Annotated in this window: 18 protein-coding genes; 12 read left to right on the forward strand and 6 right to left on the reverse strand. The window is 67.3% G+C overall.

Annotated features, from left to right (window positions below):
• Positions 1-77 precede the first annotated feature (77 nt).
• Positions 78-728: a YciC family protein gene (locus AC1ZV1_RS04095; RefSeq protein WP_484295617.1), complete on the reverse strand. Its 651-nt coding sequence runs from the start codon at positions 726-728 to the stop codon at positions 78-80.
• 149 nt (positions 729-877) lie between these two features.
• Here AC1ZV1_RS04095 and AC1ZV1_RS04100 point away from each other — a divergent pair, with 149 nt between their 5' ends.
• From AC1ZV1_RS04100 to AC1ZV1_RS04140, 9 genes are all read left to right on the forward strand, one after another.
• Positions 878-1,630, forward strand: a complete 753-nt coding sequence (locus AC1ZV1_RS04100) for a DUF2076 domain-containing protein (RefSeq protein ID WP_484295618.1) — start codon at positions 878-880, stop codon at positions 1,628-1,630.
• 93 nt (positions 1,631-1,723) lie between these two features.
• A complete protein-coding gene (locus tag AC1ZV1_RS04105; protein WP_484295619.1) occupies positions 1,724-2,200 on the forward strand; it encodes a LabA-like NYN domain-containing protein in 477 nt (158 codons plus the stop codon).
• Between the two features lie 50 nt (positions 2,201-2,250).
• Positions 2,251-3,633 (forward strand): RNA helicase RhlE1, encoded by a 1,383-nt coding sequence (rhlE1, locus tag AC1ZV1_RS04110; RefSeq protein ID WP_484295620.1) that lies wholly within the window; start codon positions 2,251-2,253, stop codon positions 3,631-3,633.
• 169 nt (positions 3,634-3,802) lie between these two features.
• Positions 3,803-4,621, forward strand: a complete 819-nt coding sequence (locus AC1ZV1_RS04115) for a helix-turn-helix transcriptional regulator (RefSeq protein ID WP_484295621.1) — start codon at positions 3,803-3,805, stop codon at positions 4,619-4,621.
• Positions 4,622-4,839: 218 nt separating this feature from the next.
• Complete coding sequence (locus tag AC1ZV1_RS04120) at positions 4,840-5,952, forward strand: ABC transporter ATP-binding protein (RefSeq protein WP_484295622.1); 1,113 nt, start codon at positions 4,840-4,842, stop codon at positions 5,950-5,952.
• A gap of 50 nt (positions 5,953-6,002) precedes the next feature.
• Positions 6,003-7,145: an ABC transporter substrate-binding protein gene (locus tag AC1ZV1_RS04125; RefSeq protein ID WP_484295623.1), complete on the forward strand. Its 1,143-nt coding sequence runs from the start codon at positions 6,003-6,005 to the stop codon at positions 7,143-7,145.
• Positions 7,146-7,220: 75 nt separating this feature from the next.
• A complete protein-coding gene (locus AC1ZV1_RS04130; protein WP_484295624.1) occupies positions 7,221-8,132 on the forward strand; it encodes an ABC transporter permease in 912 nt (303 codons plus the stop codon).
• 1 nt (position 8,133) lies between these two features.
• Positions 8,134-8,952, forward strand: a complete 819-nt coding sequence (locus AC1ZV1_RS04135; protein WP_484295625.1) for an ABC transporter permease — start codon at positions 8,134-8,136, stop codon at positions 8,950-8,952.
• A gap of 24 nt (positions 8,953-8,976) precedes the next feature.
• Entirely contained in the window at positions 8,977-10,449 is a 1,473-nt protein-coding gene (locus AC1ZV1_RS04140; protein WP_484295626.1) for an aldehyde dehydrogenase family protein, read from the forward strand.
• Between the two features lie 61 nt (positions 10,450-10,510).
• Here AC1ZV1_RS04140 and AC1ZV1_RS04145 read toward each other — a convergent pair whose 3' ends face one another.
• The 3 genes from AC1ZV1_RS04145 to AC1ZV1_RS04155 form a co-directional block, all read right to left on the reverse strand.
• Positions 10,511-10,879 carry a VOC family protein gene (locus tag AC1ZV1_RS04145; RefSeq protein WP_484295627.1) on the reverse strand — a complete coding sequence of 123 codons (369 nt, stop codon included), beginning with the start codon at positions 10,877-10,879 and terminating at the stop codon, positions 10,511-10,513.
• A gap of 94 nt (positions 10,880-10,973) precedes the next feature.
• A complete protein-coding gene (locus tag AC1ZV1_RS04150) occupies positions 10,974-11,579 on the reverse strand; it encodes a GNAT family N-acetyltransferase (protein ID WP_484295628.1) in 606 nt (201 codons plus the stop codon).
• 59 nt (positions 11,580-11,638) lie between these two features.
• Positions 11,639-12,880 carry a TIGR03862 family flavoprotein gene (locus AC1ZV1_RS04155; RefSeq protein WP_484295629.1) on the reverse strand — a complete coding sequence of 414 codons (1,242 nt, stop codon included), beginning with the start codon at positions 12,878-12,880 and terminating at the stop codon, positions 11,639-11,641.
• Positions 12,881-13,181: 301 nt separating this feature from the next.
• Here AC1ZV1_RS04155 and AC1ZV1_RS04160 point away from each other — a divergent pair, with 301 nt between their 5' ends.
• Entirely contained in the window at positions 13,182-13,682 is a 501-nt protein-coding gene (locus AC1ZV1_RS04160) for a hypothetical protein (protein WP_484295630.1), read from the forward strand.
• On the opposite strand, the gene AC1ZV1_RS04165 is transcribed toward AC1ZV1_RS04160, so the two are convergent.
• Together AC1ZV1_RS04165 and AC1ZV1_RS04170 are read right to left on the reverse strand one after the other, a co-directional pair.
• Complete coding sequence (locus AC1ZV1_RS04165) at positions 13,667-14,590, reverse strand: histone deacetylase family protein (protein ID WP_484295631.1); 924 nt, start codon at positions 14,588-14,590, stop codon at positions 13,667-13,669. The two genes, AC1ZV1_RS04160 and AC1ZV1_RS04165, sit on opposite strands and share 16 nt — an antisense overlap.
• A gap of 100 nt (positions 14,591-14,690) precedes the next feature.
• Positions 14,691-15,896, reverse strand: a complete 1,206-nt coding sequence (locus AC1ZV1_RS04170) for an MFS transporter (protein ID WP_484295632.1) — start codon at positions 15,894-15,896, stop codon at positions 14,691-14,693.
• Positions 15,897-16,105: 209 nt separating this feature from the next.
• Between AC1ZV1_RS04170 and AC1ZV1_RS04175 the strand changes: the two genes are divergently transcribed.
• A complete protein-coding gene (locus AC1ZV1_RS04175; protein WP_484295633.1) occupies positions 16,106-16,648 on the forward strand; it encodes a GNAT family N-acetyltransferase in 543 nt (180 codons plus the stop codon).
• Positions 16,645-18,261 (forward strand): nitroreductase family protein, encoded by a 1,617-nt coding sequence (locus tag AC1ZV1_RS04180; RefSeq protein ID WP_484295634.1) that lies wholly within the window; start codon positions 16,645-16,647, stop codon positions 18,259-18,261. The genes AC1ZV1_RS04175 and AC1ZV1_RS04180 overlap by 4 nt, the downstream gene beginning before the upstream one ends.
• The last annotated feature ends 12 nt before the right edge of the window (positions 18,262-18,273 follow it).

Raw genomic sequence — 18,273 nt, forward strand, 5'->3', positions numbered from 1 at the left:
ATACTCGGGGAAAGGAGACTCCAGCGTAGAACCCCGGCGCGGGATGTGCCGGGGGATTTGTTGCGACGTGCTGCCGCTCAGGCGGCTTCGCGGCCGAGCAGGATGAAGATGCGGTAGGCGGCCACCGTCAGCAGCAGCTGGAAGAACCCGCTGAGGGAGTGCAGCGCAACGCCGAGTACGGGGGCGTCCTGGCCGGCGTCGGTGATCCAGCCTTCGGCGAGCCACACCGGCGCGAGAATGGCCAGGGAGGTCATCAGCAGCAGGAAGAAATGCCCGGTGGTCATGGCGAAGCTTTCACGCATCGCATCGATGGGCGTGCGTCTGCGCTGTACCAGCAGGAACTCGGCGAAGGCCAGCTTGATCATCACGAAGATGCCCGGCAGCACCATCAGGTACAGGCCGATCACGATCAGCAGCGACGTGATCGCCGAGAGCAGGGCGAAGGCTGGCCACAGGCGCAGTGCGGCGCTCCACAGCTCGCGCACGCTGCGCTCCACGCCATCGCCGGCGTCGATCATGAAGAGGATCAGGCTGGCGGTGTAGATCGGGTAGAACACCAGGCCGGCGGCCATGCCCCAGGGCGCGAAGTTCTGCGAACCGGCGGCGACGTTGATCTGCTGCTGGACCAGCGTCTCGATGACGATCCAGGGCAGGCACAGCGGCACCAGCGTGCCGAGATGACGGGAGAAGAAGAACCAGGTGTCGCGGAGGATGGAAAGGGGATTCATCAGTAACCCGATACTGTCCGAGGGCTTCGACTCTAACTTAAGCAAACCCTCAGCTGAAGACGCCAGAATTCTGCGACCGGAACTTGTTTTTTTCCGACTTGATCCAATGTTTCACCCGTCATGAACCACCCGCTCACTCGAGGTCCGCCATGAATTCCGAAGAGCAATCCCTGATCGATGGTCTGTTTACCCGCCTGCGTGACGCCGAGTCGCAGACCGCCCCGCGCGACGCCGGTGCCGAGGCACAGATCAACAAGCACCTGGTGCAACAGCCCGCGGCGCCCTACTACATGGCGCAGGCGATGCTGATCCAGGAAGCGGCGATCAAGCGTCTGGACCAGCGCGTCAAGGAACTCGAAGCACAGCAGGCCCGGGCGCAGGAGCAGCGTCCGAGCAGCGGCGGCTTCCTCGCCGGGCTGTTCGGCGGCGGCCAGAGCCAGGAGCCGCGCCAGGAACAGGCGCAGCAGCGCCCCGACGGCTGGGGCCAGACGCGCTTCTCGCAGCCGGCCGCTGGCGGTGCGGGCTATGCCGGCAACCCGGGCGCCAGCAATCCCAATGATTTCCGTCCCGCCCAGCCGGCACCCACGGTGGCGCCCCAGGGCGGCGGCTTCATGCGCGGTGCCCTGCAGACTGCTGCCGGCGTGGCCGGGGGCGTGATGGTTGCCGATCTGCTGACCAGCATGTTCCACCACAGCCAGCCGCAGGAAATCGTCGAGGTGATCCAGGAACAGCCGGTTCAGCCGGAGCCTTCCAGCTTCGACGACTCGCGCAGCGACGACTCGTTCGGCGGCGGCGACCGCTATGCCGACAGCAACTTCAGCGACAGCAATGACGATGACGGCGGCAGCTTCGGCGACGACTCCGGTTTCTTCGGCGGCGACGACGGCGATATGTTCAGCTGAGCCGTCGGCGAAGCTATCCCGCCCGCCGGGACTGGCGGGGGCGCGCCGCTGTGCCGATAATGCGCCCCCGCTGTTCGTGCCCCGGAGTCACCGTTGAAGACCATCGCCCTGTTCGCCGACGTGCAGAACCTCTACTACACCGTGCGTCAGGCCTACGGCTGTCACTTCAACTACGCCGCCCTGTGGGCGGAGCTGAGCGCCCAGGGCACCATCGTCCAGGCGTATGCCTATGCCATCGACCGGGGCGACGCGCGTCAGCAGCAGTTCCAGCAGATCCTGCGCAAACTCGGCTTCACCGTGAAGCTCAAGCCCTACATCCAGCGCGCCGACGGCTCGGCCAAGGGTGACTGGGACGTGGGCATCACCATCGACATCCTCGACGCGGCGCCGAACGTGGACGAGATCGTGCTGGCCTCCGGCGACGGCGATTTCGACCTGCTGCTCGACCGCGTCCGTGCTGGCGGCACCGACGCGACCGCCTACGGCGTGCCGGGCCTCACCGCCCAGGCCTTGATCCGCGCGGCCAGCCGCTACGTGCCCATCGACGGCGCGCTGCTGCTGCGTTCCTGACCCTTGCGGCTACAATGCCGCCCATTCCGAACCGTTTCTGCGAGCGCTCCATGACCTTCGCCTCTCTCGGCCTGATCGATCCTCTCCTGCGCGCCCTCGACGGGCTCGGCTACCAGAACCCGACGGCGGTACAGGCCCAGGCCATCCCGGCCGTGCTCAAGGGCCGCGACCTCCTGGCCGCCGCCCAGACCGGTACCGGCAAGACCGCCGGCTTCGCCCTGCCGCTGCTGCAGACGCTGCTGCAGGAGGGCCCGCAGGTGGCGGCCAACTCGATCCGCGCCCTGGTGCTGGTGCCGACCCGCGAGCTGGCCGAGCAGGTGCACGAGAGCTTCCGTGCCTACGGCCAGCACGTGCCGTTGCGCACCGCCGTGGCGTATGGCGGGGTCAGCATCAACCCGCAGATGATGAAGCTGCGCAAGGGCGTCGATGTGCTGGTGGCCACGCCCGGCCGCCTGCTCGACCTGTACCGGCAGAACGCCCTGAAATTCACCCAGCTGCAGGTCCTGGTGCTGGACGAGGCCGATCGCATGCTCGACCTCGGCTTCGCCCGCGAGCTCGACGAAGTCTTCGCCGCGCTGCCCAGGCGCCGGCAGACGCTGCTGTTCTCCGCGACCTTCTCCGATGCTATCCGCCAGATGGCCCGCACCCTGCTGCGCGATCCGCTGACGATCGATGTGGCACCGCGCAATACCGCGGCGAAGACGGTGAAGCAGCACCTGCTCACCGTGGACAAGAAGCGCAAGGCCGAGCTGTTCCTGCACCTGCTGCGCGAACAGGGCTGGCGCCAGGCGCTGGTGTTCGCCAAGACCCGCAAGGGCGTCGACGAGCTGGTCGACCTGCTGCAGCGCGAAGGCATCCGCGCCGACTCGATCCATGGCGACAAGCCGCAGCCGTCGCGCCTGCGTGCCCTGGCGCGGTTCAAGGCCGGCGAGGTGGACTTCCTCATCGCCACCGACGTTGCCGCGCGCGGCCTGGATATCGAGGAGATGCCGCTGGTGGTCAACTTCGACCTGCCTATCGTCCCCGAGGACTACGTGCACCGTATCGGTCGTACCGGCCGTGCCGGTGCCAGCGGGCAGGCGATCTCGCTGGTCTGCGCCGATGAAGTGCAGCAACTGGCGGCCATCGAGACGCTGATCGGGCAGACCCTGCAGCGTCAGGAAGAAGACGGTTTCGAGGCGGAGCACCGGGTGCCCGTCACCGCGCCTGGCGGCCAGATCACGAAGAAGCCGAAGAAGCCCAAGCAACCCAAGGTGCCGGAAGGCAAGCCGGGCAAGGTCCACCTCGGCTCGCTGCTGGATGACAAGCCGCAGGTCAAGGCGGTGCGCAAGGCGCCGGGCTTCGGCCTCGGCGGCAAGCCGGCCGGTGGCAAGTCTCCCTCCGGCAAGTCGCCTGCTGGAAAGCCGGGCGGCAAGGGCGCTCGTCGCCCCTGAGCCGATAAGGCGCGTCGCTGCTCCATCGCGGTGCGCGGCCTACGGCTGAATCGAGGCTGTCTCCAGGCGTGACGGGGTCTTGCGGGGTGTGGCGCAAAAGCTGCATTTCCGTGTGGAATCCCGAACGCCTATAGTGTGCCCATCGCGCACACAACAAGAACGACAGCCCATGCGCCACAAGGAACTCAAAGCCTGGACCGGCGGAGTCGCCCACCTGCTCCCGCTGGCCGCCGGTCGTCCGCGCCTGCTCGGCCTCAGCCAGTGGCTGCAGCAGGTCTGTGCGGTGGATAACTTCGTGCTGTTCGTCTACGAAGGCAACCACCGGCCGCTCGACCTGTTCGACACCTTCCCGGCCGACATCCGCCACGTCTACGTCGAGGACTACCAGGTCGGCCCCTACCTGCTCGATCCCTTCTACCTCGCCTGCACGCGCAACCAGGCCCCCGGACTGTGGCGCCTGCGGCAGTTCGCGCCGGACCACTTCTACCTGGGCGAGTACTACCAGACGTATTACCAGCAGACCGGCCTGACCGAGGAGATCGCCTTCTTCATCGACCTCGCCGACGGCGCCACCGCCGTGCTCTCGCTGATGCGCAAGACCTCCAGCCCCGCCTACAGCCGGGACGAGATGCAGCTGCTGGAGTGCGCGCGGCCGGTGGTCGAGCAGGTGGTGCGCGAAGCCTGGGAGTTGCGTCGTGCACAGCCACGCCCGGCGCAGGACCTGGACTACCAGATCCGCGAGGCCTTCGACCAGTTCGGCGCCCAACTGCTCACCGCCCGCGAGCAGGAGATCGTCCAGCTGCTGCTGCGCGGCCATTCCAGCGCCTCGGTGGCCGAGCAACTGGACATCAGCCCCGGAACGGTGAAGATCCACCGCAAGAACATCTACGCCAAGCTCGGCATCGGCAGCCAGTCGGAGCTGCTCGGGCTGTTCATCCGCGAACTGGCGGGGCGTGATGCGGCGGGTGGCATGCTGGCGGTCGGCTGAGCAGGGCGGTTTTTCCTACGGTCACGGCCAGCTGCGGATGCCCATTGCAGGAGCGGGCCAGGCCCGCGATCGCGCGCATGGCGCGCTCCTGCAGGATGAGTTCGTGAGCGCGTAGCGGGCGATCCAATCCCGACATCTATCCCCCGAGGGATATATACACCCCGAAAGCCCCGTTGCTAGCGTGAGCCCCAACAAGAACAACGTGGGAGCGCGCGGTGATGGAGAGCGGTCAGGACGTCGATATCGAATTCCGTAACGTGGTCAAGCGCTACGGCAGCGTGCCGGCGGTCAACGGGCTGAGCTTCCGGGTGAAGCGCGGCGCCTTCCATTCCTTCCTCGGCAGCTCCGGCTGCGGCAAGACCACCACCCTGCGGATGATCGCCGGCTTCGAGCAGCCCAGCGAAGGCGAGGTACTGCTGGCCGGCCAGCTGGTGGCCGGTGTGCCGGCGCACCAGCGTGCGGTGAACATGGTGTTCCAGCATTACGCGCTGTTCCCGCACCTGACGGTGGCCGAGAACATCGCCTATGGCCTGCGCTATCGCACGCCGCGTCCGGACCGCGCGCAGCAGCGCCGCATGGCCGATGAGGCGCTGGAAATGGTGCGCCTCTCCGGCTTCGGTACGCGCAAGCCGCACGAGCTTTCCGGTGGCCAGCAACAACGCGTGGCGCTGGCCCGTGCGCTGGTGAACAAGCCCACCGTGCTGCTGCTCGACGAGCCGCTGGCCGCGCTGGACCGCAAGCTGCGCAAGGAGATGCAGTCGGAGCTGCTGCGCCTGCAGCGCGAAGTCGGCATCACCTTCGTGCTGGTCACCCATGACCAGGAAGAAGCGCTGTCGATGAGCGACAGCATCAGCATCATGAAGGACGGACTGATCATCCAGACCGCCACCCCCGAGGCGCTCTACGAGACCCCGGCGAGCCGCTACGTGGCTGACTTCATCGGCGAGTCCAACCTGTTCTCCGGCACCGTGCGCCGCCTCGACTCCGGCCGGGTGGTGCTGGGCACGCCGGCCGGGTTGGAACTGAGCAGCCCGCCGACACCCACCGGTCCCTCGCTGGCGCCCCAGGCCGAAGGCTGCATCGCGGTGCGCCCCGAACTGGTCGGCATCGCCGCCGCCGACTCGGAGCTGCAGCGCGAAGTGCGCCTGAAGGGCCGCGTCGAGGACCGCATCTACCTGGGCAACCTCACCGAATACCGCGTGCGCACCGACGCCTTCGGCATCGTCTGCGTGCGCGTGCCACGCAAGGCCGGCGAGGCCGAAACCTTCGAGCATGGCGCGCCGGTACAGGTCGGCTGGAACCAGGCCAGCGGCCTGGCCATGGCCCTTTGAGTTCGACGATCCAACCATAACGACAATCAGCAGACAGGCGGGGAGTGACGATGGACAAGAAGAGCTTCATCAAGACGATGCGCAGCTGGGAAAACGGCTCCATCACGCGGCGCGAGTTCCTCGGCAAGACCGGCCTCGGGCTGGCGATGGCGGTGGTCGCCGCCAACACTCCCGGTCTGCTGACCGGCAAGGCCTACGCGGCCGAGGGCAGCAACATCGGTGACCGCCTCGCGCTCGCGACCTGGCCGAACTACCACAGCCAGGAGAACTTCGACGCCTTCGCCAAGTCGACCGGCGCGCGGGTGCAGATGAATGTCTTCGGCTCCAACGAGGAGATGCTCGCCAAGCTGCAGGCTGGCGGCAGCGGCTGGGACGTCTTCGTGCCGACCAACTACACCATCAGCACCTACGTGCAGCTCGGCCTGATCGAACCACTGGACCTCTCGCGCATCCCCAACTTCGATCCGAAGGCCTTCGAGGAGCGCTTCATGGCCCAGGGCACGGTGGACGGCAAGGTCTACGCGGTGCCGAAGAACTGGGGCACCACCGGCATCGTCTACGACTCGAGCCGCATCAAGGACAATCCGGACTCCTGGAAACAGTTCTGGGACCTGACGCTGACCAGCGCATCGGGCCGCACCATCGTCCACGACTACCAGCTCACCGCCATCGGCAACGCCCTCAAGTACTACGGCTACAGCTTCAATTCGCTGGACCCGAAAGAGCTGGCCGAGGCCGAGAAGCTGCTGATCCAGGCCAAGCCGCACCTGTTCGCGATCAACTCCGACATCCAGCCTTCGCTGCGCAACGGCGACGCCTGGATGGCCATGTCCTGGACCGGCGACGCCTCCCAGCTGCACCGCGACAACCCGGACATGACCTTCGTGCTGGGCAAGGAAGGCGGCGAGATCTGGAGCGACTTCTTCGCCATTCCCAAGAGCGCCGAACACCGTGATGCGGCCTACGCGTTCATCAACTACCTGCTCGATCCGCAGCACAACAAGCTGGAGGTCCTTGCCCACGGCTACCCGAGCGGCGACAAGCGGGTCGATGCACTGCTCTCCAAGGAGATGCTCGACGACCCGATCATGTACCCGGCGGCCGAGCGTCTGTCGCCGCTGGAGTTCGGCGCCGCGGCCACCCTTACCAGCCCGGCGCGCGCCGAGCTGATGGCGCGGTTCAAGGCCGCCTGATCGGCCCATCGTAGGAGCGAGCAAGATCGCTCCTACGAAAAAGGTCCGTGCAATCCCATGCGTAGGGAATCGAACATGAACATCGCTGTCAGCGCCCCGTTGCCGCAGACCCAGGCGACGCCCACGGTCTCGCGCGCGAAACGCCTTGGCCGGCGCGTCACGCTCCTGCTGCTCCTGCCGTCCACCCTGTGGTTCCTGCTGCTGCTCCTGATGCCGCTGGTGATCATCCTGGTCTTCAGCTTCGGCGAGCGCAGCGCCGTCGGTGGCTACGGCGGTGGGCTGACGCTGGAGAACTACCTGAACCTCGGGTCCCGCGCCCAGGCCTTCTGGAACACCCTGACCCTGGCGCCGCTGGGCACCCTGGCGTGCCTGCTGGCTGCCTACCCGCTGGCGTACTTCCTGGCGGTGAAGGTGCGACGCAACAAGTCGCTGCTGCTGACCCTGGTCATCGTGCCGTTCTGGACCAGCTTCCTGATCCGCACCTACGCCTGGATCTTCCTGCTCAGCGGCCGCGGCATCCCGGCGCTGCTGGAGACCTTCGGCATCGCCGACGTGCGGCTTATCAACACGCCCTACGCGGTGCTGATCGGTATCGTCTACGGCTACCTGCCGCTGATGGTGTTCCCCATCTACGTGACCCTGGAGAAGCTCGACAAGCGCCTGCTGGAAGCTTCCGGCGACCTCGGCGCCAGCACCTTCGAGACCTTCCGCCGGGTCACCCTGCCACTGTCCGCGCCCGGTGTGATCACCGGCGTGATGCTGGTGTTCATCCTGCTCATGGGCGAGTTCCTGATCCCGGCGATTCTGGGCGGCGGCAAGGTGTTCTTCGTCGGCAACGCGCTGGTCGACCTGTTCCTGCAATCGCGCAACTGGCCGTTCGGCAGCGCGGTGGCGATGACCCTGGTGGCGATGATGCTGGCGATCATCGGCGTCTACCTGAAACTCGTGGCCCGCTATGGCGGTTCGCGCAACGACGGGGTGCTCTGACATGTGGCTGCGCAGTTATTCCACCTCGGTCTACCTGTTCCTCTACGCGCCCATCGCGCTGATCATGCTCTTCGCCTTCAACGCCGGGCGCAGCGGGCTGAGCTTCCAGTGCTGCTCGGTGCAGTGGTTCGGCCGCGCCTTCGGCAACCCGTTCATCATGGAGGCCCTGGGCAACAGTGCGCTGATCGCCTTCTGCTCGGCGCTGATCGCCACGCTGTTCGGCACCCTCGCGGTGTTCGGCCTGCAGCGGGTTGGCAAGCGCGTGCGCCTGCTGTTCGACGCGCTGACCTACTGCGCGATCATCGTGCCGGGGATCGTCATCGGCATCGCCACGCTGATCGCCTTCATCACCCTGTTCGATGTGCTCAACCCGCTGTTGGCGCTGCTGGACATCGGCCTGCCGAAACTCAACATGGGCTTCGGTACGGTGGTAGCGGCGCATTCGCTGTTCACCATGGCGCTGGTGATGGTGATCGTCCGCACCCGCGTCGAGGCGATGGACAAGTTGCTGCTGGAAGCCTCTGCCGACCTCTACGCGCCGCCGCTGGACACCTTCTGGCGGGTGACCCTGCCGCAGATTGCCCCGGCCATCCTCGCCGGCTTCCTGTTGGCATTCACCTTCAGCTTCGACGATTTCATCATCGCCTTCTTCGTCGCAGGCTCCGAGACCACGCTGCCGATCTACATCTTCTCGTCGATCCGCCGGGGCATCACGCCGGAGATCAACGCCATCTCCACGGTGATCATCTGCGCCTCGCTGGCGCTGCTGTTCACCTCCCGCTACCTGCAGAACCGCCGCACTGGCGTTCAGGCCGCCTGAGGGCGACTTCAAGGAGACTCGAGGATGCGTGACCAGCTCTACATCAACGGGCAGTGGGTCAGGCCGGACCTGGGCGGCCGCTTCACCAGCTACGACCCGGCCTCCGGCCAGCCGCTGCGCGAAGTGCCGGCGGCCACCGAGGAAGACGTCGACCACGCGGTGCGCGCGGCGCGTACCGCGTTCAATCGCGGCTGGGGGCAGAGCCGCGGCAGCGAGCGTGCCGAATGGCTGGAGGCGCTGGCCGGAGAGCTGGAGCGCCACCAGGATTCACTGGCCGAGCTGGACGTGCGCGACAACGGCAAGCCGTTGCCCGAGGCGCAGTGGGACGTGGCCGACGCCATCGGCTGCTTCCGCTATTACGCTGGGCTGGCACGGGAGTTGGACGAGCGCCAGGACCAGGTGCTTCCGTTGCCCGACGAGCGCTTCCGCTGCCGCATCCGCCAGGAACCGGTGGGGGTGGCGGGGCAGATCATTCCCTGGAACTACCCGCTGTTGATGGCAGCGTGGAAGGTCGCGCCGGCCTTGGCAGCGGGCGCGACCTGCGTGCTCAAGCCGTCCGAGCTGACACCGCTGAGCGCACTCGAACTGGCTGCCGCGGCCGACGCGGTGGGCTTGCCGGCGGGCGTGCTCAACGTACTGCCCGGCCTCGGTGCGGAGGCCGGCGGGCCACTGAGCCAGCATCCGGGCGTGGACAAGCTGGCCTTCACCGGCAGCGTGCCGACCGGCTCGCGGATCATGTCGGCGGCGGCCCAGGACATCAAGAACGTCAGCCTGGAGCTGGGCGGCAAGTCGGCCTTCATCGTCTTCGACGACAGCGATGTCGAGGCGGCGGTGGAGTGGATCCTGTTCGGCATCTTCTGGAACCAGGGCCAGGTGTGCAGCGCCACCTCGCGCCTGCTGGTGCAGGAGGGCATCGCTCCGCGGCTGATCGAGCGGCTGGTGGAGGCGACCCGTGCGATCACCATCGGCAACGGCCTGCAGCCGGGCGTGCTGCTCGGCCCGCTGGTGAGTGCCGGGCAGCACGAAAAGGTACTCGGCTTCGTTGAAAAAGGCCGCGCGGGCGGCGCCCGCCTGCTCACTGGCGGCAAGCGTCCGGCGGGGTTGGAGGAGGGCTGGTTCATCGAGCCGGCAATCTTCGACGAGCCGTCCGAGGACGCGCTGGTCTGGCGCGAGGAAATCTTCGGCCCGGTGCTCTGCGTGAAGCGCTTCAAGACCGAGGCCGAGGCCCTGCGCCTGGCCAACGACAGCCGCTTCGGCCTGGCCGGCGCGGTAATGTCCGGCGACCCGCAGCGTGCCGCGCGGGTCGCCGACGGGCTGCGCGCAGGAATCGTCTGGGTCAACTGCTCGCAGCCGACCTTCACCCAGGCGCCCTGGGGCGGCATGAAACACAGCGGTATCGGCCGCGAGCTGGGCGTGTGGGGGCTGGAGAACTACCTGGAGGTGAAGCAGGTGACCGAATACATCTCGGATCAGCCCTGGGGGTGGTACCTGAAGTAGCCACGTCACGGTAGGAGCGAGCGTGCTCGCTCCTACAAAAAGCCCAGGTGCGGTGTACCACTCAGTCGAGGTTATGCCCGATCCGCCAGAGCACGCCGCTCGGGTCGTGCAGGGTGAAGTCGCGCATCTTCCAGGGCTGATCCGCCGGCTCACCCAGGCGCACCCCGTAGCGCTCGGCGAGGCCGGCGCCGCGCACCTTGGCGTACCAGGCGTCGGCGTCTTCCACCAGCAGGTGCAGCATCAGGTTCTCGGCGAATTCCTTGACGTAGTAGTTCTGCAGCAGGAAGGCGCAGTGGTCGCCGTGGTGGAAGTAGGCGAGCTCCTCGGAGCTCCACGGCGAGAGGAACCCCAGGTCCTTGTAGAACTGCTGGGAGAGCGCGAAATCGCGGGCGGGGACGAAGACTTTCAGTTCAACGCTGGCAGTGCTCATGGGCAACCTTCCTGGTTAATGCGTGAGCAGGCTTTCGACGGCGCCCTGCAGGTGGGCAGGCCACCTCTGGTGGGCGGTTGGTGGCGAGTCTAACTCAGAGCTGGCGCTGCATGTAGCGACTGCCGGCGACACCCGGCAGGGTCGAGGCGCGCTCCACCTGTACGCTGAAGCCCAGGCGTTCATAGAGCGCCTGGGCCTTGGGGTTGGCCGTGGAGACATCCAGCGCCGCCATGGGCAGGCCGGCGTTGCGGCCGATCTGCAGGAAGTGAGCGATCAGCTGGCTGCCCAGGCCTTCGCCACGCCGTGTCGGCGTGACGCCCAGGTGGGCGAGGTACAGCGTGCGGCGCGGCGGCGGACAGATGATCTTTTCCAGTTGCAGGCCGCGGCGCATTACGCCGGCCGACCCGAGGCCGAAGTAACCGAGAATCTGCCGCGTGGCTGCCAGCATGTACCCCAGGTTGGCTTCGCCGCCGAATACCGTACCGGCCACCACGACCTCGCCGTTCTGTTCGCCGACCCAATGCTGGCGCCAGCCGAACTGCCCGCCGCCCTGGAGGAAGGCGTAGCGCAGGAAGTCCTGGGCGCTGTTGTGGCCGGGACGGGCGAAGGCATAGTCGAACGCGTCCGGGCCCGAGCTGTAGATCAGCGGGACGGCGGCGTCGACATCATCGGGGCGGGCGTGGCGGAAGGTCAGCGGCATGCAAGCGACTCCAGAGTGGGAGTCGAGAATCTAGCACTATGGTGCTAGTGGTGCAGCGATCAGTCCTGTGCCTGGAGCCATTTCAGTGCACCGAGTCCTGCCGCGCGGCCGCTGGCGAAGCAGGCGGTGAGCAGGTAGCCGCCGGTGGGCGCCTCCCAGTCGAGCATCTCGCCGGCGCAGAACACGCCCGGCAGTGCCTTGAGCATCAGGTTGTCGTCCATCGCCTCGAAGGTCACGCCACCGGCGCTGCTGATGGCTTCGTCCAGCGGGCGGGGGCGCAGCACGGTCAGTGGCAGTGCCTTGATCAGTTGGGCGAGGCGCTGCGGGTCGGCGTAGTCCTGGGCTGTGGACAACTCACGCAGCAGCCCGGCGCGCACGCCGTCCAGCCCCAGGCGGCCGCGCAGGTGGTTGGCCATGGACTTGGAGCCGCGCGGCTGGGCGATGGCCTTGGCGACCTGCTCCAGGCTGCGATTGGGCAGCAGGTCGAGGTACACCGTGGCGCTGCCGGTCTGCTCGATGCCGTGGCGAATGGCAGCGGACAGCGCATAGACCAGGCTGCCCTCGATGCCGCCGGCGGTGACCACGAACTCGCCCTGGCGCGGCACGCCGCCCTCAAGCGAGAGCGCCACCGGCTTGACCGGCGCGCCGGCGAACTTGTCGCGGAAGAAATCGCTCCAGCCGGCCACTTCGAAGCCGCAGTTGGCCGGGCGCAGCGGCGAGATATCCACAGCGCGCCGTTCCAGCAGCGGCACCCAGGCGCCGTCCGAGCCCAGGCGTTGCCAGCTGCCGCCACCGAGGGCGAGCACGGTCGTCTCGGCGGCGATGCGGCGCTGGCCCTCTGGTCCCTCGATCAGCAGAGCACCCTCGGCGTCCCAGCCCGTCCAGCGATGGCGGGTGTGGATAACCACACCGGCCTCGCGCAGGCGCTTGAGCCAGGCGCGCAGCAGCGGCGCAGCCTTCATGTCGGTGGGGAAGACGCGGCCGGAGGTGCCGACGAAGGTGTCGATACCCAGGTCATGAATCCACGCGCACAAGGCCTGGTTGTCGAAGGCGTCGATCAGCGGTGCCAGTGTTTCCGTACGCTCGCCGTAGCGCGAGAGGAACGGCTCGCGCGCTTCCGAATGGGTGATGTTCATGCCGCCCACGCCGGCCAGGAGGAACTTGCGCCCCACCGAGGGCATGGCGTCGAACAGCTCCACCGGTACGCCGGCTCCGGCCAGGACTTCAGCCGCCATGAGGCCAGCGGGGCCACCGCCGAAGACGATGGCGGTACGGGAAGCGAGCGGGCGGGAGTCGGTCATGCAGAAGGCCAGGCGAAGGAGAGCGGGAAAGGCCGCAATTCTAGCGCAGCGTCGCTCCGCGCCGGTTGGTCATTTTCCGCTCAGGACTCGCCAAACCTGTGGCGGCGGGGGTGACAGCCGCTTTCCCGCAGCTTATCCACAGGCCGCTCCACAGTTGCCGTGGAAAAGATGAGGGGTCACCTCCCGTTGCCGATGTGGAGGGGTTGCGACAATTCCGACAGGGGATCGGGAATGTGCCGATATTGGCACTTTTGTGAATCCATCAGCATGCGGGCCTCTTGCAACCTTGGTCCGAATGTCGATGAAAGTCCGTGATTACCTTCGCTCCCATGAGGCCCACCTGTGGATGGAGGGCAGCGACACCCGTGTGCGGGTGAATGGCCTCGATATTGTGATCCGTGCGCTCCCTGGCGAGGAAATTCGCACCCTGCTCAACGAGGCGGTCGCTCATATGGTGGTGCGCCTGAACAAGAACCTGCAGGGCGCAAAGGTGAAGTTCGAGCAGCGGGTGCTCGAACTGCTGTCGATACAGATCGCACTGCACAACCTCTATGTGTTCACCAGCTGGAGCCGGCTGTTGCCGCGCTACCTGCAGTACGCAGGGCCGCTGCGGGCCCAGGAGCTGCTGCAGCACCACGTGCCGGAACAGGTCATGCGTTTCTGTGAGAAGCACTACCCCGAGGACAGTCGTGTGCGCGCCATTGCGCTGCTGGCGTTCACCGACCATGAAATGAAGCGCTGGGAACAGCAGCGCCTGCCCTCGCGCATGGACAGCAACAACGCCCGCTACCGCGTCAGCTGAAACTCCGCCGCTACCCGCGCAGCGCTGTGGTGGAGGATACCGTGGCGGCGTGCCAGGGCCTGGCGGTCCTTGTCGTAGCCACCGCCGATCACGCCCACCACCGGAATGTCGCTGGCCAGGCAGCGGCGGATGACGTGTTCGTCCCGCGCCGCCAGCCCGGCGTCGGTGAGCTGCAGGTAGCCGAGGGCGTCGTCCTTGTGCACGTCCACGCCGGCGTCGTAGAGCACGATGTCCGGCTGGTACAGCGGCAGCAGGTAATCCAGCGCTTGCTGCACCACCTTCAGGTACTCCGCGTCGCCCAGGTGCAGCGGGAGGGGAATGTCCCAGTCGCTCTGCGCCTTGCGCGCGGGGAAGTTCTTTTCGCAGTGCAGGGACACGGTCACCGCGTCCGGCACGTTTTCCAGGATGCGCGCGGTGCCGTCGCCCTGGTGCACGTCGCAGTCGAAGATCAGCACCCGGCTCGCCTTGCCGCTTTCCAGCAGGTACAGGCTGATCACCGCCAGATCGTTGAAGATGCAGAAGCCCGAGGCATGGTCGTGGTGCGCATGGTGCGTGCCGCCGGCGAGATGGCAGGCCAGGCCGTGCTGTAGCGCCAGTTCTGCACTGAGCAGCGATCCACCCACCGCGCGCACCGTGCGCCGCGCCAGCGCTTCGGTCCAGGGCAGGCCGAGGCGGCGCAGTTCCTCGCGGCTCATCTCGCCGCTGCAGTAGCGCTCGATGTAGTCGCGGTCGTGAGCCAGGGCGAGGACGTCCGGCGGACAGAGTTCCGGGCGCAGCAATCGCTCGTCAGCGACCAGCCCGCTGTCCACCAGGTGATCGCGCAGCAGGCGGAACTTTTCCATCGGGAAGCGATGGTTGTCCGGGAAGGGCGGGCTGTAGTCGTCGTGGTAGACCAGGGGCAGCGGCATGGTGTCGGCGGATCGGGAATGTGCCGTACAGGGTACGTCGGCACACGGCGCAGACGAAAGGGCCGGCAGTGCGCCGGCGCTGTCCGTTCGATCCCGCGTATCAGCCTTCGTTGGAGACGGCTGCGTCGCGTCGCGAGCTGCGGTTGGTGGCGACCGAGACCGACCAGAGGACGAAGCCGCCGATCGCCAGCAGGCTGCCGACCCAGCCCGGCGAGGTCCAGCCGTAGCCGGCCGCCAGGGCCAGCCCTCCTAGGTATGGGCCCAGGGCGTTGGCGAAGTTGAATGCCGAGTGGTTCAGCGCCGCGGCGAGCCCCTGGGCGTCTTCGGCGACGTCCATCAGGCGGGTCTGCAGCACGGTGCCCAGGGCGCCGCCGAAGCCGACGAAAAACACACAGATGGAAATGGTCCAGATGTTCCCGGCGGTGAACGGGAAGATCGCCAGCACCACTGCGCTCCATACCAGCAGGCCGCCCGCGGTGGGCATCACGGCGCGGTCGGCGAGCACCGGAATGAACAGGTTGCCCAGGGTCATGCCGATACCGAACACCGCCATGATCAGCGGCACGATGCTCGGCGAGACGTGGGTCACCGCGCCAAGGATGTCGGCCAGGTAGGTGTACACCGCGAACAGTCCGCCGAAACCGATGGCGCCGATACCCAGGGTCAGCCAGACCTGGCCGCGCTTGAGCGCACCGAGCTCACGCAGCGGGCTGGAGTCGGGCTCGGCGGGGGAGTGGGGCGCGAGCAGGCGCACGCAGATCATCGTCAGCACACCCAGCGCGGCCACCAGTGCGAAGCTCCAGCGCCAGCCCACGGCCTGGCTCAGCCAGTTGGCCAGCGGCACGCCGATGATGGTGGCGACGGTGAGGCCGAGGAACATCCGCCCGACCGCCACGGTTCGCCGGTGCGGCGGCACGATGGAGGCGGCGACCAGCGCGGCGATGCCGAAATAGGCGCCATGGGGCAGGCCGCTGATGAAGCGGAACAGCAGCATCCAGTGGTAGGTCGGCGCCAGGGCGCTCAGGCCGTTGCCGATGGCGAACAGCGCCATCAGCAGCACCAGTAGGGTACGGCGTGGCAGGCGCGCGCCGAGCACCGCCAGCAGCGGTGCACCGACGACCACGCCCAGGGCGTAGGCGCTGATCACGTGGCCGGCGGTCGGGGCATCGATGCCCAGCGCTGGGGCGAAGTAGGGCAGCAGGCTCATGGTGGCGAATTCGGTGGTGCCGATGGCGAAGCCGCCGACAGCCAACGCGAAAAGCACCAGGGCCGTACTGCGTTGCAGTCCGGTGGTGGAGGTCGTCATTGGGGTTCCTTGGTCTTTTTGAGGTGCGCCCTGGCGGCGCGGCTGTCTGCGTGAGCACGGTCAAGGCAGTGACCGACAGCGAAGGTAGGAGAAAAATACCAGATGAAGGCGCCTCTGTGCTGAATCGATTGCGCGTTGTCTGACGGATTGCCTCCTACAGGCTCGTCGCCGGGTATCATGGTGACCTTTGATGATCCGCGATGATTCCCATGGATTTTCCCAGCCTGACCACCGAACGCCTGCTGCTGCGTCCGTGGCGCCATGACGATCTGCTGCCCTTCGCTGCGCTGAATGCCGACGCCGAGGTGATGCGCCATTTCCCCGCCTGCCTGAGCCGCGAGGACAGCGACCTGCTGGCCGCGCGCATCCTCCAGCACTTCGACGAGCACGGTTTCGGCCAGTGGGTCGTCGAGCGCCGCGCGGACGCTGCGTTCATCGGCGTGCTCGGGTTGGCGCGGGTGTCCTTCGAAGCCGCCTTCACTCCGGCAGTCGAGATTGGCTGGCGTTTCAACACGGCTTATTGGCGCCAGGGGTACGCGCTGGAAGCGGCGCGCGCGGTGCTGGCGTTCGCCTTCGGGCAGTTGAAGCTGGGCGAAGTGGTGGCCTTCACCGTGCCGGCCAACCTGCCGTCGCAGGGGCTGATGCTGCGCCTGGGGATGATGCGCGACGAGGCCGGTGACTTCGAGCATCCGCGCCTGCCGGAAGGCCATCCGCTGCGCCAGCATGTGCTCTACCGGATCCCTCGTCCATGAAGCCCGAAGACGGTGTGCGCGCCTATCACGCACTGAGCAGCCATCGCCCGGAGCGCTTCGCTCCCGGCCCTGGACAGCTCGACTGGGCGACCCAGCCGGCCGCCTTCCGCCGCTATGCCGGCGCGCGCTGCATCGACCTGCTGCACCGCCCGCAGGAAGAGTCGCCGGGCTATGACGAAGTGTTCGCCGGCCCGCTCGGCGCGCCTGCACCGCTGAACCTCGCCAGCGTCTCGCAACTGCTCTACGACAGCCTCGCGCTGTCCGCCTGGAAGGACGCCGGTGGCAGCCGCTGGGCGCTGCGGGTCAACCCGTCGAGCGGCAACCTGCACCCGACCGAGGCCTATCTGCTGTTGCCTGCCGGGGCTGTGGATAACGCCGCGCTGCTGGCGCACTACAGTGCCGACGAGCATGTGCTGGAGGTGCGCGCCGAACTGCCTGCGCCGCTGGCCAATCAACTGGACGACGTGCTGCCCGCCGGCGGTTTCCTGCTGGCGCTGGCGAGCATTCCCTGGCGCGAGGCCTGGAAATACGGCGAGCGCGCCTATCGCTACTGCAATCATGATCTGGGCCATGCGCTGGCCTGCCTCGGCATCGCCGCGGCAATCCAGGGCTGGGACCTGCGCCTGCTGCGCGGCGTGGCGGAAGCGCAATTGGATACGCTGATCGGCCTCGACCGCGAGGGATTCAGCGAGCAGGAATTCGCCGATGCCCTGCTGTGGATCGGGCCGGCACAGCCCGCCGAATTCCCGCTGCCAGGCAACCTGCTCAAGGGGGTTGCCGAGCTGCCGCTGGCCGGCGTGCCCAATCGCCTGTCGCGGGATTATCGCCACTGGCCGGAACTGCAGCGCGTGCACTCCCTGTGCCGCGCGCCTGCGCTGCCTGCCCGCGACTGGTCCGCGCCGGAAACCGACGCGGCTGTGGATAACCCCGGCCTGCCGTTGCGTCCGATCCTGCATCGCCGACGCAGTGCGCAGTCCATGGACGGCCGCAGCGGCATCCACGCCGAGCTGTTGTATGCCTGGCTGCGCCGCCTGATGCCCGAGCGCTCGCCCGTGCCTTTTGCCTGCACCGGCGAGCCATCGCGGATCGACCTGCTGCTCTTCGTTCACCGCGTCCAGGGCCTGGAGCCCGGCCTGTACTGGCTGGGTCGCAGCGGCCGCGAGGCCGGCGGCCTGCGCGAGGATTACCTGTGGCAGCCGGTCGAGGAGAGCGGCGTGCCGCTGTACCGCCTGCTGTCCGGCGATGCGCGCGGGCTGTCGGCGTTCCTGTCCTGTGGGCAGGACATCGCCAGCGACGGCTGTGTGGCCTTTGCCATGCTGGCCGACCTCGACGCCGCGCTGATCGAGGGCGCCTGGGCATACCCGCGCCTGTACTGGGAAGCCGGGCAGATCGGCCAACTGCTTTATCTGGAAGCCGAGGCGGCGGGCCTGTCGGGCACCGGCATCGGCTGCTATTTCGATCCGGCGCTGGACGAATTGCTCGGCGGCGGTTCGGACTGCCCGGTCAGCCTCTATCATTTCACTATCGGCCGCGCGGTATGGGACGAACGCCTCACCAGCCTTCCCGCCTACAACGCGCCACGCCGACTCCCACTTCAGCAAGACCGCCATTGAGGAAACAACGCG

Source organism: Pseudomonas sp. BB438 (assembly GCF_057180225.1).

Bases quoted from the DNA above. Each gene is read 5' to 3' on its own strand.
- AC1ZV1_RS04135 (WP_484295625.1), top strand. From the start codon at position 8,134: ATGTGGCTGCGCAGTTATTCCACCTCGGTCTACCTGTTCCTCTACGCG.
- rhlE1 (WP_484295620.1), top strand. From the start codon at position 2,251: ATGACCTTCGCCTCTCTCGGCCTGATCGATCCTCTCCTGCGCGCCCTC.
- AC1ZV1_RS04100 (WP_484295618.1), top strand. From the start codon at position 878: ATGAATTCCGAAGAGCAATCCCTGATCGATGGTCTGTTTACCCGCCTG.
- AC1ZV1_RS04165 (WP_484295631.1), bottom strand. From the start codon at position 14,590: ATGCCGCTGCCCCTGGTCTACCACGACGACTACAGCCCGCCCTTCCCG.
- AC1ZV1_RS04120 (WP_484295622.1), top strand. From the start codon at position 4,840: ATGGAGAGCGGTCAGGACGTCGATATCGAATTCCGTAACGTGGTCAAG.
- AC1ZV1_RS04170 (WP_484295632.1), bottom strand. From the start codon at position 15,896: ATGACGACCTCCACCACCGGACTGCAACGCAGTACGGCCCTGGTGCTT.
- AC1ZV1_RS04150 (WP_484295628.1), bottom strand. From the start codon at position 11,579: ATGCCGCTGACCTTCCGCCACGCCCGCCCCGATGATGTCGACGCCGCC.
- AC1ZV1_RS04125 (WP_484295623.1), top strand. From the start codon at position 6,003: ATGGACAAGAAGAGCTTCATCAAGACGATGCGCAGCTGGGAAAACGGC.
- AC1ZV1_RS04160 (WP_484295630.1), top strand. From the start codon at position 13,182: ATGAAAGTCCGTGATTACCTTCGCTCCCATGAGGCCCACCTGTGGATG.
- AC1ZV1_RS04115 (WP_484295621.1), top strand. From the start codon at position 3,803: ATGCGCCACAAGGAACTCAAAGCCTGGACCGGCGGAGTCGCCCACCTG.
- AC1ZV1_RS04145 (WP_484295627.1), bottom strand. From the start codon at position 10,879: ATGAGCACTGCCAGCGTTGAACTGAAAGTCTTCGTCCCCGCCCGCGAT.
- AC1ZV1_RS04130 (WP_484295624.1), top strand. From the start codon at position 7,221: ATGAACATCGCTGTCAGCGCCCCGTTGCCGCAGACCCAGGCGACGCCC.
- AC1ZV1_RS04140 (WP_484295626.1), top strand. From the start codon at position 8,977: ATGCGTGACCAGCTCTACATCAACGGGCAGTGGGTCAGGCCGGACCTG.
- AC1ZV1_RS04180 (WP_484295634.1), top strand. From the start codon at position 16,645: ATGAAGCCCGAAGACGGTGTGCGCGCCTATCACGCACTGAGCAGCCAT.
- AC1ZV1_RS04155 (WP_484295629.1), bottom strand. From the start codon at position 12,880: ATGACCGACTCCCGCCCGCTCGCTTCCCGTACCGCCATCGTCTTCGGC.
- AC1ZV1_RS04175 (WP_484295633.1), top strand. From the start codon at position 16,106: ATGGATTTTCCCAGCCTGACCACCGAACGCCTGCTGCTGCGTCCGTGG.
- AC1ZV1_RS04095 (WP_484295617.1), bottom strand. From the start codon at position 728: ATGAATCCCCTTTCCATCCTCCGCGACACCTGGTTCTTCTTCTCCCGT.